The 14,502-nt window shown below is 38.1% G+C and carries 14 protein-coding genes; 12 read left to right on the top strand and 2 right to left on the bottom strand.

All coding sequences use genetic code 11. The features are described 5' to 3' along the window. Window positions 1-21 precede the first annotated feature (21 nt). Window positions 22-1,611 (top strand): amidohydrolase, encoded by a 1,590-nt coding sequence (locus ACFSFW_RS13815; protein ID WP_388039108.1) that lies wholly within the window; start codon window positions 22-24, stop codon window positions 1,609-1,611. 33 nt (window positions 1,612-1,644) lie between these two features. On the opposite strand, the gene ACFSFW_RS13810 is transcribed toward ACFSFW_RS13815, so the two are convergent. After that, entirely contained in the window at window positions 1,645-2,442 is a 798-nt protein-coding gene (locus ACFSFW_RS13810) for an NAD kinase (protein ID WP_304219195.1), read from the bottom strand. 152 nt (window positions 2,443-2,594) lie between these two features. Between ACFSFW_RS13810 and sppA the strand changes: the two genes are divergently transcribed. The 9 genes from sppA to ACFSFW_RS13765 all read left to right on the top strand — a co-directional run bounded on the left by sppA (window position 2,595) and on the right by ACFSFW_RS13765 (window position 11,384). Then, window positions 2,595-3,605, top strand: coding sequence for a signal peptide peptidase SppA (gene sppA / locus ACFSFW_RS13805; RefSeq protein ID WP_388039106.1), 1,011 nt, complete (start codon window positions 2,595-2,597; stop codon window positions 3,603-3,605). Between the two features lie 18 nt (window positions 3,606-3,623). Then, window positions 3,624-4,115: an RDD family protein gene (locus ACFSFW_RS13800; RefSeq protein ID WP_304219298.1), complete on the top strand. Its 492-nt coding sequence runs from the start codon at window positions 3,624-3,626 to the stop codon at window positions 4,113-4,115. Window positions 4,116-4,324: 209 nt separating this feature from the next. Continuing rightward, window positions 4,325-4,930, top strand: coding sequence for a DUF2953 domain-containing protein (locus ACFSFW_RS13795; protein ID WP_388039104.1), 606 nt, complete (start codon window positions 4,325-4,327; stop codon window positions 4,928-4,930). Between the two features lie 20 nt (window positions 4,931-4,950). Beyond that, window positions 4,951-5,418 (top strand): GerW family sporulation protein, encoded by a 468-nt coding sequence (ytfJ, locus tag ACFSFW_RS13790; protein ID WP_304219189.1) that lies wholly within the window; start codon window positions 4,951-4,953, stop codon window positions 5,416-5,418. Window positions 5,419-6,838: 1,420 nt separating this feature from the next. Then, window positions 6,839-7,339, top strand: a complete 501-nt coding sequence (gene tpx, locus ACFSFW_RS13785; RefSeq protein ID WP_099362178.1) for a thiol peroxidase — start codon at window positions 6,839-6,841, stop codon at window positions 7,337-7,339. 117 nt (window positions 7,340-7,456) lie between these two features. Continuing rightward, window positions 7,457-8,461, top strand: a complete 1,005-nt coding sequence (locus tag ACFSFW_RS13780; protein WP_304219185.1) for a class I SAM-dependent methyltransferase — start codon at window positions 7,457-7,459, stop codon at window positions 8,459-8,461. Window positions 8,462-8,701: 240 nt separating this feature from the next. Then, the gene (locus ACFSFW_RS13775; protein ID WP_304219183.1) at window positions 8,702-9,889 is read left to right on the top strand and encodes an acetate kinase; all 1,188 of its coding nucleotides are present in this window, start codon (window positions 8,702-8,704) and stop codon (window positions 9,887-9,889) included. Between the two features lie 136 nt (window positions 9,890-10,025). Further along, window positions 10,026-10,859 carry an EcsC family protein gene (locus ACFSFW_RS13770; RefSeq protein ID WP_304219181.1) on the top strand — a complete coding sequence of 278 codons (834 nt, stop codon included), beginning with the start codon at window positions 10,026-10,028 and terminating at the stop codon, window positions 10,857-10,859. Between the two features lie 3 nt (window positions 10,860-10,862). Beyond that, on the top strand, window positions 10,863-11,384 hold the full coding sequence (locus tag ACFSFW_RS13765) for a MogA/MoaB family molybdenum cofactor biosynthesis protein (RefSeq protein WP_304219179.1): 522 nt from the start codon (window positions 10,863-10,865) through the stop codon (window positions 11,382-11,384). 20 nt (window positions 11,385-11,404) lie between these two features. Here the strand turns inward: ACFSFW_RS13765 and ACFSFW_RS13760 are convergent, their stop codons facing one another. Beyond that, window positions 11,405-11,716: a hypothetical protein gene (locus tag ACFSFW_RS13760; protein WP_388039102.1), complete on the bottom strand. Its 312-nt coding sequence runs from the start codon at window positions 11,714-11,716 to the stop codon at window positions 11,405-11,407. A 184-nt stretch (window positions 11,717-11,900) separates the two neighbouring features. Here ACFSFW_RS13760 and ACFSFW_RS13755 point away from each other — a divergent pair, with 184 nt between their 5' ends. Together ACFSFW_RS13755 and argH are read left to right on the top strand one after the other, a co-directional pair. Next, a complete protein-coding gene (locus ACFSFW_RS13755; RefSeq protein ID WP_099362173.1) occupies window positions 11,901-13,109 on the top strand; it encodes an argininosuccinate synthase in 1,209 nt (402 codons plus the stop codon). Beyond that, a complete protein-coding gene (gene argH / locus ACFSFW_RS13750) occupies window positions 13,106-14,482 on the top strand; it encodes an argininosuccinate lyase (RefSeq protein ID WP_388039100.1) in 1,377 nt (458 codons plus the stop codon). Before ACFSFW_RS13755 ends, argH begins: the two co-directional genes overlap by 4 nt. The last annotated feature ends 20 nt before the right edge of the window (window positions 14,483-14,502 follow it).

The raw sequence follows: 14,502 nt of genomic DNA, 5'->3' as shown, positions 1-14,502 counted from the left end.
GTAGAGATAGAAGGTGTGAAAATGGGTACTTTATGGACGGGCGGAAGAATATACACAATGGAACGGGAACACGATGAGGTTGAAGCAGTCATTGTGGAAGACGGTATCATCGTTGCTACAGGATTAATACGTGATTTAGAAAAACGATATAAAAATAGAATTACAAAAATAACCGATTTAAAAGGGAACACGATGTTTCCCGGATTTGTTGATAGCCATATGCATCTCATTGGCCATGGGGAAAAGTTAATGAAACTGGATTTTTCAGAGATGACCTCCTCCCAAGAAATTTCTACTTCCATACAAGAATATGTAAAAGATATACCTGAAGGCGAGTGGGTTATTGGAGAAGGATGGAACGAAAATCAGCTTCCTGACCGAAAGATTTTTCATCGTCACGAGTTGGACGAACTCTCACCTCATAATCCACTAATGTTAAAAAGAATTTGCCGACATGCAGTTGTCGTGAATACAATGGCACTAGAATTAGCCGGTATCACCGATCATACTCCGAATCCTGAGGGTGGCATTATTGTAAGAGATACAGATGGACATGCTACAGGGTATTTATTGGATCAAGCTCAAGAGCTCGTAAAAAATGTGATTCCGCAGGTAACAGAAGACTACATTCAAAATGCGCTTCGTTTATCTATCGAGGATTGTCTGAGCAAAGGCCTTGTTGGAGGACATACAGAGGATTTAAATTACTACGGGGGATTTGAGCGAACATATAGAGGATTTCAAAAGGTAATCCAAAAAGATGGAATCAAATTTAGAACAAATCTTTTAGTTCATCATGAAGCTGTTGATGATATGCACGATTTAGGATATTCATATGGTGATGGGGACGATCTCGTAGAGCTTGGCGCAATGAAAATTTTTGCAGATGGTTCACTCGGTGGTAGAACCGCTTTATTAAGTCATCCTTATAATGATTCACCTGAAACGGCGGGTGTAGAAATCCACTCATTAGACGACCTCAAAACACTTGTTCAAAAGGCTAGAAGCTATAAGATGCCGATTGCTATCCATGCGATTGGTGATCTCGCATTTGAATATGTCTTGGATGCGATTGAAGAATTACCGCCATTACCAAATCATCGAGATCGTCTGATTCACGCGCAAATATTGCGAAAAGAACTCATCGACCGTGCGAAACTTTTGCCTCTTATTCTTGATATACAACCAAGATTTGTTGTCTCAGATTTTCCATGGGTAATTGAAAGAATTGGCGAAATGAATATGGAGTATTGCTATGCATGGAAGACCTTATTACAAGAAGGCTTACATTGCGCAGGTGGTTCAGATGCTCCGATTGAACCGATTGACCCCCTTCTTGGTATTCATGCTGCCGTTACTAGAAAGAAACCAGGTGGAGATGAGGTGTACATGCCCGAGCAAAAACTCTCGGTATACGAGGCTGTACAGTTATTTACTACAGGAAGTGCATATGCAATTGGAAAAGAAGATTGTATGGGGAAGATTGTACCCGGGTTTAAAGCTGATTTTACAATACTCGATCAAGATATTTTTCATATAAATGAAGATGATATTCTAGATACTAATGTGATGATGACTGTCGTTGACGATACGATCATGTATGAGAAATAACGAAAAGACCAAGCAATCGCTTGGTCTTAATACTTATAAAAAGGTACGCTTTACCTTTTCCCAGAATGAATTATCCTTTAATTTCACTGTTTTAATTCTTTTTTCACTCAGCTTAATGTCGATTTGTTTTACATTGCGGATGCTAAGTGCTTCATTATCCATACCGATTGAAGGAAAATCATTTCCATCTTGGACATCACGTAAAGTTAATTTTTTTGTGCCACTTAATATAAACGGAGAACCTAACGTACGATATTGGTTATTATTTAAGGATGCAAGTTCAGTGACCTGCATACAAGGAAGTAGTGGATCAACAACAGCACCCCGAACTGATTTATTATACGCAGTGCTACCCGTTGGTGTAGAAATAATCATTCCATCTCCTCGGAACGTCTCGAAATGCAAGTCATCAATATACACTTCCAACACAAAAGTTTTAATGATTCCGGAACGGATGGAACATTCATTTAGACAATAAAAGGATGGATTATCATCAACCTTCACCTCGAGTATTGGATAACGGCGAACTTCAATTTTTTCATTTAACATTGCCTCAACGATTTTATCAGTGTCGTCTGCATGGAAATCACAATAAAGGTTCAAAGCTCCAGTTGTCGAAATCCCAACATATAGACAGTCTTGGCGGAAGTTTGTCTTGCGAACTGCCTGAAGGAAAGTCCCATCTCCTCCAATACTAACAATGACATTTGCTTTTTTGGCATCTTCTACAATTCTAAATTGATGCTCTATTGCAATCTGATTCAGTTTTTCTACATATTCAATAAGTTTATCTTCTTTCCGATAAAAGAAGTAGACATTACGACGATCCATGAAATTACCTCCCAATGATTTTCATATGATGGCAATAAAAATACATATGTATCTATTTTAGTTTAACAATAAAATGAAACCATTTTGGATTTGATTCGTATTTATTTTTGAACAATTCGTGAATAGTATCCATAAATTTAGGAGGAAAAGAAATGAATGGGAAACGATGGGCAGCTTTAGGGATTGCTGCAGTCATATTTGTATTTTCGATCTTTTTTAATTTTGCAACCAACTTAGCCTCGAAAAATTTTAGTAATTTTTCAGATGAGATTTTGGGGGCTTCAAATGAAGAATTTCTCGAAAATGTTGTAATCGAAGGAAAAGGAATGGATAAAATTTTGGTTCTATCTGTTAATGGAGTGATTCAAGATACAGGTGATGTAACTTCTTTTTTCCAATCAGCTGGCTATCAACATCAATCCTTTTTAAAAATGATTGAAAAAGCGGAAGAGGATAAAACCGTAAAGGGAATTATTCTAAAGGTGAATTCACCAGGTGGTGGAGTTGTTGAAAGTGCGGAAATACATAAAAAGTTAACGGATTTAAAAGAAGCTACAGATAAACCAGTTTATGTATCGATGGGCGCTATGGCTGCTTCTGGCGGTTATTATATCTCGGCTCCAGCTGATAAAATATTTGCTACACCAGATACAATGACTGGCTCATTAGGGGTTATTATGCAAGGGGTTAACTTTAGTGAACTTGCTGAAAAATATGGTGTGAAATTTGAAACAATCAAAAGTGGACCATACAAGGATATCATGTCTTCCTACCGCGACATGACGGATGAAGAGAGACAAATCATGCAAACCATGGTTGATAATGCGTATCAAGGGTTTGTGGATGTAATTGCAGATGGACGTAATATGTCAGAGTCTGAAGTTCGTAAAATTGCAGACGGACGCATTTATGATGGTAGACAAGCAAAGGAAAACCAGTTAATCGATGAATTAGGATACTTTGAAGATGCGGTTGAAGCAATGAAGAAGGACTATGAACTTGGAGATATTAATGTTGTTGAGTATACAGCCAATTTTGGTTTTGGATCTCTATTTTCTATGAGTGCAAAAAAAATCTTTAGTGATGACATCGAAATGGCAACCATGGTTCATTTATTATCACAGCCAAATTCACCTAGAATGATGTATTTGTACGCAGAATAGGGGGGAACCAAATTGAATATGGATCTTACACATGAAGGAGTACAGGGAGATCATTATATTCCTGATCATACATCCCGTCCAGTTACCAATGCCACACCTCGCTATGCAGGCTTTTGGATGCGTTTTTGGGCATATTTATTAGACCTTGTTGTAATTGGAAGTATAAACCGTATCCTTATATATCCAGCATTTAGAGCTTTAGACATTCCATTATCCGAAAGTAATATGTTTAGTGCTACGTCAATTGCAACGGCTGTTGTTTTTTATCTGTATTTTGTGTTGATGACAAAGTTTTTCAGTCAAACACTTGGGAAAATGGTGTTTGGAATAAAGGTTGTGACTCTTGAGGAACGACCGCTTACTTGGATGACAGTTCTTTTTAGGGAGTTCATTGGCCGATATATCTCAAAGCTTTTCTTTATAGGCTATTTGATCGTTGCTTTTCTTCCTAAAAAACAAGGAATTCATGATTTACTTTCAGATACGACTGTTATACATGCATCAAAATAAGGGTGTCCACCATGGACACTCTTATTTTTTTATAAGTACATTACCACAGAACCCCTTTTTATGTATTTTTCACCATCTAGTAGGTGATAACTAAACATTGAAAGGGAGTGCGTGTCATGAAGTGGCTCTTATTCATTTTATTATTTCTAGTCCTACTGATTCTGCTAATAATGGTATCGAAATTAAAAATCTATATAGAAGCAAATCATTTGCGGGACGATGACCATATTAAAATAAGATTCAGCATTTGGTTTGGGCTGATTAGATATACGATTAATGTTCCGATGGTAGCTGTTGACAAAGAGTCCCCGAGCATTGTTTTTAAAAAAGAACAAAAAGCGAGCGTATCAACTGATGAAAAAAAGAAAAAAGAAAAATTTTCTGTGGAAAATTTGAAAGCTGCTTTTCATGACTCCAAAGCAGTATTAAGTAGGGTTGTTGATATGGTACCGATCGTTAAAAGTTTTTTAAAGAAAATATCGGTGACAAAATTTGAATGGCATTCCCATATAGGTGTTGGTGATGCCGCTCATACAGGGGTACTTACTGGGCTTGGTTGGTCTATTAAAGGAACGATTGTGGGTTTGATTAGCCACCATCTCAATCTCAAAACTCATCCTGATTATTCGATTACTCCTTCATTTCAGTTTGCTATATCTGAAACGAGTTTAAGGTGCATGATTCATTTCCGCATCGGGCATGCTATGGTAGCAGGAATCAGAGTGATTAAAAGGTGGCGAGGAGGAATACCGAAATTTAAATCCTCAACCCTTTCAAAGCTCAACGAAACCGATTCGGATAAAAAATCAGTTTAGAATGTCAGGAGGAATTTAGTATGTCTGATCATCCAATACAGGGTTTAATGAAGACAGCAATGGAAAACTTAAAGCAAATGATTGATGTAAATACAATTATTGGTGACCCTGTTGAAACACCTGATGGGAGCGTGATTTTAACGGTCTCAAAGGTTGGCTTTGGATTTGCTGCAGGAGGTAGTGAGTTCAAAGGACAAGGTGAGGGTGGAAAAGATAGCGGTGGTGGAGGTGGAGACCAACAGCAACAACAACAGGGCTCCAAACTACCATTTGGTGGAGGAAGTGGTGGTGGAGTTTCAATTACACCAATCGCTTTCTTAATTGTTAGTGCAAACGGTGTGAAAATGCTTCATCTTGATGAAAGCACTCATTTATTTGAAAAACTACTTGAACTAGCACCACAGGCTGTTGATAAAATCCAACAAATGATGAAAAAGAATAACCAAGACCAGCAAAATCAAGACAAAAAATCTGATTTTGACATATAAGAACTTTCAAGAGTTAACTGGACACAACAGTTGACTCCTTTTTTGTAGGGATTTAGGTTAAGAGTGCGATGAAGGACTTTAGGTTGGGTGCGTGGATTCGTAGGGTCCTTCATCTGGTGTATGAAGGTCTTTAGGTTGGGTGCGTCGATTGGTGTGGTCCTTCATCTGGTGTATGAAGGACTTTAGGTTGGGTTCGTTGAGTCGTGCGGTCCTTCATCGAGTTTATGAAGGACTTTAGGTTGGGTGCGTAGAATCGTAGGGTCCTTCATCTGGTGTATGAAGGACTTTATGATGAGTGCGTCGCATCGTGCGGTCCTTCATCGAGTTTATGAAAGACTTTAGGTTGGATGCGTTGAGTCGTGCGGTCCTTCATCTGGTGTATGAAGGACTTTAGGTTGTGTGCGTTGAGTCGTAGGGTCCTTCATCTGGTGTATGAAGGACTTTAGGTTGGGTGCGTTGCATCGTGTGGTCCATCATCGAGTTTATGAAGGACTTTAGGTTGGGTGCGTAGAATCGTAGGGTCCTTCATCTGGTGTATGAAGGACTTTATGATGAGTGCGTCGCATCGTGCGGTCCTTCATTATAGTTATGAAGGACTTTATGATGGGTGCGTTGCATCGTGCGGTCCTTCATCGAGTTTATGAAAGACTTTATGTTGCGTCCATTGATTGGTGCGGTCCTTCATCCGGCTCATGAAGAGGATTTCGTCCAAGAATCTTCATGCCAATCCTCTTCATCCAACTTATGAAGAGGATTTCGTCCAAGAATCAGAATGCCAATCCCCTTCATCCAACTTATGAAGAGGATTCCGCCCAAGAATCTTCATGCATTTCCTCTTCATCCGGCTTATGAAGAGGATTCCGACCAAGAATCAGAATGCCAATCCCCTTCATCCAACTTATGAAGAGGATTCCGCCCAAGAATCTTCATGCTTTTCCTCTTCATCCAACTTATGAAGAGGATTTCGTCCAAGAATCTTCATGCTTTTCCTCTTCATCCGGCTTATGAAGAGGAATTCGCCCAAGAATCTGAATGCTATTCCCCTTCATCCAGCTTATGAAGAGATTTCCGACCAAGAACCTGAATGATTTTTCCTCTTCATCCGGCTTATGAAGAGGATTTCGACGATGAATCTAAATGCCAATCCCCTTCATCCATGCTAATTAAGCGTGTTTCAAACTTTGCCCCTTTTCTCACGTATGAAACCCCAAGACCCCACACTTCTAAACCCACCCCACAAAAAAAACGGTACCTAATACCCACAAAATCACCATACCCACATAGAGCGAGAAACCAATTTTAAAACCCGACTAAACACAAAGGCTTACTTACCAATATATAAATGCAAATAATTGCAATTGTGGGAGATAAAAGATATGATTTACACTGTACATATAAATTTAAGGAGGATTTTGGTAAAATGGCAAATATCACATTTAAAAACAATCCAGTCACTTTATTGGGGAATGAAGTAAAAGTTGGGGACAAGGCTCCTGATTTTACTGTATTAGCAAATGATTTATCACCAGTCTCACTTGCAGACTCAAAAGGATCTGTTCGTTTAATTAGTGTTGTACCATCACTTGATACAGGTGTATGTGATGCGCAAACTCGTCGTTTTAACGAAGAGGCAGCCGGTCTAGATAATGTTAAAATCTTAACAGTTAGTGTTGATTTGCCATTTGCACAAAAACGTTGGTGTGGTGCAAACGGTATTGAAAATGTTCAAACTCTATCCGACCACCGTGATCTTTCTTTCGGAGAAGCTTATGGTGTAGGCATTAAAGAACTACGCTTATTGGCTCGTGCCGTATTTGTTGTAGACAGCAACGATACTGTAACTTATGTAGAATACGTTAGTGAAGCAACAAACCATCCAAACTACGAAGCAGCCCTAGAAGCAGCAAAAGCAGCTAACTAATAGATTGAAAAAAAGAGAATCCCAATCATCATTGGGATTCTTTTAGCTTTGTTGAACTACAACACGATTTCTTTTAAAATAAAGGGATATGTCAAGAGTTCGAAAAGGAGAAAAACAATGGCACAAATATCTTCAGTTGAAAAACTATTTACAGTTATCGATAACACAGCAATGATCTTGATGGAAGAATTATCATGTACATACCTTGAGGCAGTTGCAGAAACAGGGGAAAACCTCTTCCAAAACACGATTCTCCAGGAGGAGCTTAGTGAAATATCAAAAAAGCGCATCGAGAAAGAATACAGCCAGATAAATCTAAAACAATATTCTGTTGAAGAAATTCGCAAAGCTTATCAGCTTGCCGCATTAAAAGGGATGAAAGAGGCGACCCAACCAAACCATGAAATGACTCCAGATGCCGTTTCTATTTTTGTGGGCTACCTTGTTTCAAAATTCACAGAAGGTTGGAAGGGATTCAGTATCTTTGATCCGGCAGTAGGTACAGGAAACCTACTTACAACCGTTCTCAATCAAAATCAATCAAAAGATATTGAAGCCTCAGCTATCGATGTTGATGATCTCTTGGTTAAAGTGGCATATATAAGTGCAAACCTGCAGCAGCACTCCATTCAATTTTACAATCAAGATAGTTTACAGCCATTATACATAGACCCAGTAGACGTGATTGTTTGTGATTTACCTGTCGGTTATTATCCGAATGATATTGGAGCTGCTAACTTTGAGCTTCATGCAAAAGAAGGTCATTCGTATGCCCATCATTTATTCATTGAGCAAAGTCTTAAATATACGAAGGAGGCTGGCTATTTATTTTTCTTAGTACCTAATCATTTGTTTACAAGTGAGTATGCTAAGGAATTAAATGCATTCCTCAAAGAGAAATCTGTCATCCTGGGAATGATTCAGTTACCTTTATCCTTATTTAAAAATGAAAAAGCAGCTAAAAGCATTTTTGTCATTCAGAAAAAGGGGCCAGAAGTAAAGGCACCAAAGCAGGCCCTCCTTGCCAATTTACCAAAGTTTTCAAATCAAACGGCAATGGCAGGTATCATTAAACAAATTGATGATTGGTTTAAACAAGAGAAGTACGAAATTAAATTATAAATGTTTAAGTATGGAGACCTCACTAATGGGGTCTCTTTTTTTGAATTGTAGCGTTTTCTATTATCTGAATTAAAGAACTTTATGACGAAAACGGTACCAATTCAGCACTCTTCTTGAAATGTTTTGGTACCGATGTTTAAATGAAAATGGCATCTATGAAACAGTGTCGTTTTGCATAGAATAATGTAGAGTGAAAAATTTACATACAAGTAAAGATTTTAATCAAAAGGAGCGGACATAATGTCGAAAATCATTGCCATAAATGCAGGAAGCTCGTCACTTAAATTTCAACTTTTTGAAATGCCGAGTGAAGAGGTAATTACAAAGGGGATCTTCGAACGGATCGGCCTTGAGAAGGGAATTTTCACAATCTCAGTTAACGATGAAAAACAAACAACTGAAACAGAAATTCCTGACCATGCTGTCGCTGTAAAAATACTCCTTGATAAACTGACAGAATTAGAGATTATTCAATCGTTGGATGAAATTGATGGAATCGGTCATCGGGTTGTACACGGAGGAGAAACCTTTGCAGATTCTGCTGTGATTACGAATGAAGTTATTGATGAAATAGACAAGCTATCAGAATTAGCTCCATTGCATAACCCAGCCAATCTAACCGGAATTAAAGCATTCCAAGAAGTATTACCTAATGTGCCAGCGGTAGCCGTGTTTGATACAGCATTCCATCAAACAATGCCTGAGAAATCATTTTTATATAGTCTTCCTTATGATTATTATAAAGACTACGGTATTCGAAAATATGGTTTCCACGGAACATCCCATAAATATGTTTCACAACGTGCAGCTGAAATTTTAGAAAGACCTGTAGAACAGCTTCGAATATTGTCATGCCACCTTGGTAATGGTGCAAGTATTGCTGCAATTGAAGGTGGAAAATCCATTGATACGTCTATGGGCTTTACACCGCTTGCTGGTGTAACTATGGGGACACGTTCTGGGAATATTGACCCGGCATTAATCCCATTTATCATGGAGAAAACAGGTAAAACTGCAGATGAAGTTTTAGATGTGTTAAATAAAGAAAGTGGAATGCTAGGCGTTTCTGGATTTTCAAGTGACCTACGTGATATTGAGCTAGAAGCAAATGAAGGAAATAACCGTGCCGAATTAGCACTTGAAGTATTTGCAAGCAGAATCCACAAATACATCGGTTCATATGCAGCACGTATGCATGGTGTTGATGCCATTATCTTTACAGCGGGTATTGGTGAAAACAGTGATACTATCCGTGCAAGGGTATTAACAGGACTAGAATTCATGGGTGTATATTGGGATCCAGTTTTAAATAAAGTAAGAGGTAAGGAGACTTTTATTAGCTACCCACACTCACCTGTAAAGGTTATCGTCATTCCTACGAATGAAGAAGTCATGATCGCACGTGATGTTATGCGTTTAACAAAATAACGGATTTGAAGGACAAACTCTTAGTGGGTTTGTCTTTTGTACTTTTTCTAAGGTTTGTTTTGTATCCTTGTGGTTTTCGGTTTTTTCTTTGTGGTGGTATAATACACATAGTGAATGCTGGAAACGGAGGATGATTATGGGTCTTACTGAACGAGAAATACAAATACTAACCGAAATTGAAAAATGGTCGGAACAAATGCAATATGAACAAACGGATTTTGAAATAACGTATGACAAATGGCTGGAAAACTCGTTAAGCCTTATCCCTGAGAATGTACGGACTGAGTTCTTTTCAAAGCTAGATAATTGGCTTTTCCATTTACATGCCATACTTCAAGGAACACAAATTCAAGTGGATGCAAGGGAACGTCTTATTCGTTCGGCACGTGTTTTTAATCAGGACATTGATGATATCTCTGATTTAAAAGAATTAACCATAGATCAGCTTATATATTTAACCGAAAACCAGATTGCGAAGCATCGGCTTTATTCTTTTGCACAAGGGGGATTATCTGGTACAGGAGGACTTCTCCTACTTGGAACGGATATACCTGGGATAACGGTCCTTAATCTTCGTATTGTCCAATTAATTGCCATGACATATGGGTATGAAGTAAATACACCATATGAAATGATGACATCTTTAAAAGTGTTTCATGCTGCTACACTGCCAAAGCGCATGCGTTTCCAGGGCTGGGAGGAACTGACTCAGGGTGCCGATGGGTATACCCAGAACCAATATTTTTATAATGGATCAGAGGATTTAACCGACGAAACTTGGCTTGAGCTCCCATTAAAACATATTGTAAAAGCGGTGGCCATTTCAGTTCTACGGAAGCGGATGATTCAAGGAATTCCACTTGTTAGCATGGCGATTGGGGCAGGAATGAATTATCAACTAACAAGACAGGTTAGTGATTATGCCCATAATTATTATCGTTTGCGTTTTTTGAAGGAAAAGGAGTATTAAGAAATGAGCGTTCAAGAGCATAAAAAAGCTTTACCCTCCACAGTCAGATGTAAAGTAATTACAATAAGTGATACAAGAACAAAAGAAACGGACAAAAGTGGAAAGCTTATGATTTCGCTACTAGAGGAAAATGATTTCAACGTTTTACAATATGAGGTTGTTAAGGATGAGGAATCTTTTATCGAAAAAGCGATACGTGAAGGCTGCGAACATGAAGAGATTGATGTTATATTAACAAATGGGGGCACTGGAATCGCTAAACGTGATGTCACAATCGAAACGGTCACAAAATTATTAGATAAAGAAATCGTCGGGTTTGGTGAACTGTTTCGGATGTTAAGTTATACGGAGGACATAGGCTCAGCGGCGATTCTTTCAAGAGCCATTGCAGGTGTTAGCAATGATACAGCAATTTTTTCAACACCAGGTTCTTCTGGAGCCGTAAAGCTTGCAATGAATAAATTGATCATACCAGAACTTGGCCATGTTGTCAGTGAAATAAAAAAGGATATCAAAAAGGTCTAATCATCAGGATTAGACCTTTTTTAATGGTGTATTTTGTTAGATATTCCTTGATTCATTCTATACCATATCCATAAATCATTAATGATGGACGCACATTCGGAGATTTCGTTGTTTAGTTCACATGAACGCACGAAATCAAGTTCATTGCCGAGTTGTTCTTGTTTATCGTTAATAATGGTTTCAATTTCTGCAATGCGATCAGGAATATGTCCTCTGATTTTTTCCCAATGGAACAAGATATGCTGCTGTGTTTCCACTGTATATTCTTCCCACTCTTTTTCTAAATACGGGAGAAGAATCCCAAGTCGGTCATTAAAATGAAAAAAATCCATTATTACCACCCCTCATAGATCTTGCTATCATTTTACAATACTACTAATTTATATTCTATCTTAAAAGAATTTTTTATTTTTCTCAGATTACTATTGAAAAAAGTAGAAAGAGTTGCTAAAGTAATACATTATAAATGTATAAATATAAAAACAGATGAATTAATATTCGAAGGGGAGATACAACATGAGCAAAAAGAAAGTTGTTTTAGCATATTCAGGTGGTCTAGATACAAGTGTTGCAGTTAAATGGTTACAGGAGCAAGGTTATGAAGTCGTTGCTTGCTGTTTAGATGTAGGAGAAGGAAAAGACCTTGCGTTTATTAAAGAGAAAGCTATTACAGTTGGAGCTGTATCTTCATACGTAATCGATGCGAAGGAAGAATTTGCAAATGAATTTGCACTTGCCGCATTACAAGCACATACCCTTTATGAAGGAAAATATCCATTAGTTTCTGCATTATCTCGTCCGCTAATCGCGAAAAAACTCGTTGAAGTAGCTGAACAAGAAAATGCTGTAGCCGTTGCACACGGTTGTACTGGAAAAGGTAATGACCAAGTTCGATTTGAAGTTTCAATTAAGGCATTAAATCCTGATCTTGAAGTATTAGCACCTGTTCGTGAGTGGAGCTGGTCTCGTGAAGAAGAAATCGAGTATGCGAAGAAGCATAATATTCCAATTCCAATTAATTTAGATAGCCCATTTTCTATTGACCAAAACCTATGGGGACGTAGTAATGAGTGTGGTATTTTAGAAGATCCATGGGCTGCTCCACCAGCGGATGCATATGAATTAACAGCAGCTCTTGAAGAAACACCAAATACACCTGACATCATCGAAATCGATTTTGAACAAGGTGTTCCAACGACGATTAATGGTCAGCAATACCCATTATCTGAATTAATTCTTGAATTAAACCAAATCGCTGGAAAACATGGTGTAGGTCGTATCGATCATGTGGAAAACCGTCTTGTAGGTATTAAATCTCGTGAAGTTTATGAGTGTCCGGGTGCGATGACTTTAATTACAGCACATAAGGAACTTGAAGACCTTACACTAGTAAAAGAAGTTGCACATTTCAAACCAGTTATCGAACAAAAGCTTACTGAATTAATTTACAATGGACTTTGGTTCTCACCACTGAAGGATGCATTACTTGGTTTCTTAAAAGAAACACAAAAGAATGTAAATGGAACTGTTCGTGTAAAACTATTCAAAGGTCATGCAATTGTTGAAGGACGTAAATCCGAAAATTCATTGTACGATGAGAAACTTGCAACTTATACTTCAGATGATGAGTTTGATCATAATGCAGCAGTTGGATTCATTTCATTATGGGGCCTACCAACAAAGGTTAATAGTATTGTAAATAACAGTAAGAAGGTTGAAGTATGAAAAAGCTCTGGGGAGGAAGATTCACCAAAAGCGCCGAAGCATGGGTAGATGAATTCGGTGCATCAATCTCCTTTGATCAGGAGCTGGTGAAGGAAGACATCGAAGGAAGTATTGCCCATGTGACAATGCTAGGTAAATGCGGAATCGTTTCTAGTGAAGAAGCAAATACCATTAAATCAGGGCTACTTACCTTATTAGAAAAAGCTAAAAATGATGAATTGGAATTCTCTGTTGCAAATGAAGATATTCATTTAAATATCGAAAAGATGCTAATTGATGAAATTGGACAGGTCGGTGGAAAGCTTCATACGGGACGAAGCAGAAATGACCAGGTTGCAACAGATATGCACTTATATTTGCGACAACAGGTAGATGAAATTATTAATCTTGTCGAGGAGCTTCAAGACGCAATCGTGGAACAAGCGGAGCAACATGTTGAAACAATTGCTCCTGGTTATACCCATTTACAAAGAGCACAGCCTATTTCATTTGCCCATCATCTATTGGCCTATTATTGGATGCTTGAGCGTGATAAGGAACGTTTAACCGACTCGCTAAAGCGAATCAATATATCGCCATTAGGGGCTGGTGCTCTAGCGGGTACCACGTTTCCCATTGACCGATACTACAGTGCAGAGCTTCTAGGATTTGAAAAAATCTATGAGAATAGTATTGATGCTGTAAGTGATCGTGATTTTATCATTGAATTTTTAAGCAATAGCTCAATGGTTATGATGCATCTATCACGTTTTTGTGAAGAGTTGATTTTATGGTCCTCACAGGAGTTTAACTTTATTGAGATGGATGATACTTTTGCTACGGGAAGTAGTATTATGCCACAGAAGAAAAATCCGGATATGGCTGAACTTATTCGTGGTAAAACAGGAAGAGTTTATGGAAATCTGTTTGGTTTATTAACGGTTCTTAAAGGAACACCACTTGCGTATAACAAAGATATGCAAGAGGACAAAGAGGGCATGTTTGATACTGTGAAGACGGTAAAAGGATCTTTGAAGATTTTTGCTGGAATGGTTTCCACAATGAAGGTGAAAAAGGAAGTAATGGCAACTGCTGTTAAAAAGGATTTCTCCAATGCGACAGAGTTAGCTGATTATTTAGCTTCAAAGGGACTACCATTTAGGGAAGCACATGAAGTGGTAGGAAAGCTTGTGTTAATTTGTATTGAACGTGGTGTTTTCTTAAGTGATTTACCGCTTGAAGTGCTGAAAGAGGCATCTTCATTATTTGAAGACGATATTTATGAAGTTTTGAAGCCTGAAACTGCTGTTGCTCGCCGCAAGAGTGCAGGCGGTACTGGCTTTGATGAAGTACGTAAGGTTTTAGCGAAAATTAAACAAACAAAAAAATCGTGATCAATTCACGGTTTTTTTGT

This window comes from Ferdinandcohnia salidurans (assembly GCF_042680725.1).
GTDB classification, from domain to species: Bacteria; Bacillota; Bacilli; order Bacillales; family Bacillaceae_L; genus Ferdinandcohnia; species Ferdinandcohnia salidurans.
Note: the sequence above shows the minus strand (reverse complement) of the source record. Positions and strands in the feature narration are given on the sequence as shown.

Excerpts from the sequence above, each read along its gene's own strand:
- ACFSFW_RS13815 (WP_388039108.1), top strand. The coding sequence starts at position 22 with ATGGGTACTTTATGGACGGGCGGAAGAATATACACAATGGAACGGGAA.
- ACFSFW_RS13810 (WP_304219195.1), bottom strand. The coding sequence starts at position 2,442 with ATGGATCGTCGTAATGTCTACTTCTTTTATCGGAAAGAAGATAAACTT.
- sppA (WP_388039106.1), top strand. The coding sequence starts at position 2,595 with ATGAATGGGAAACGATGGGCAGCTTTAGGGATTGCTGCAGTCATATTT.
- ACFSFW_RS13800 (WP_304219298.1), top strand. The coding sequence starts at position 3,624 with ATGGATCTTACACATGAAGGAGTACAGGGAGATCATTATATTCCTGAT.
- ytfJ (WP_304219189.1), top strand. The coding sequence starts at position 4,951 with ATGTCTGATCATCCAATACAGGGTTTAATGAAGACAGCAATGGAAAAC.
- tpx (WP_099362178.1), top strand. The coding sequence starts at position 6,839 with ATGGCAAATATCACATTTAAAAACAATCCAGTCACTTTATTGGGGAAT.
- ACFSFW_RS13780 (WP_304219185.1), top strand. The coding sequence starts at position 7,457 with ATGGCACAAATATCTTCAGTTGAAAAACTATTTACAGTTATCGATAAC.
- ACFSFW_RS13775 (WP_304219183.1), top strand. The coding sequence starts at position 8,702 with ATGTCGAAAATCATTGCCATAAATGCAGGAAGCTCGTCACTTAAATTT.
- ACFSFW_RS13770 (WP_304219181.1), top strand. The coding sequence starts at position 10,026 with ATGGGTCTTACTGAACGAGAAATACAAATACTAACCGAAATTGAAAAA.
- ACFSFW_RS13765 (WP_304219179.1), top strand. The coding sequence starts at position 10,863 with ATGAGCGTTCAAGAGCATAAAAAAGCTTTACCCTCCACAGTCAGATGT.
- ACFSFW_RS13760 (WP_388039102.1), bottom strand. The coding sequence starts at position 11,716 with ATGGATTTTTTTCATTTTAATGACCGACTTGGGATTCTTCTCCCGTAT.
- ACFSFW_RS13755 (WP_099362173.1), top strand. The coding sequence starts at position 11,901 with ATGAGCAAAAAGAAAGTTGTTTTAGCATATTCAGGTGGTCTAGATACA.
- argH (WP_388039100.1), top strand. The coding sequence starts at position 13,106 with ATGAAAAAGCTCTGGGGAGGAAGATTCACCAAAAGCGCCGAAGCATGG.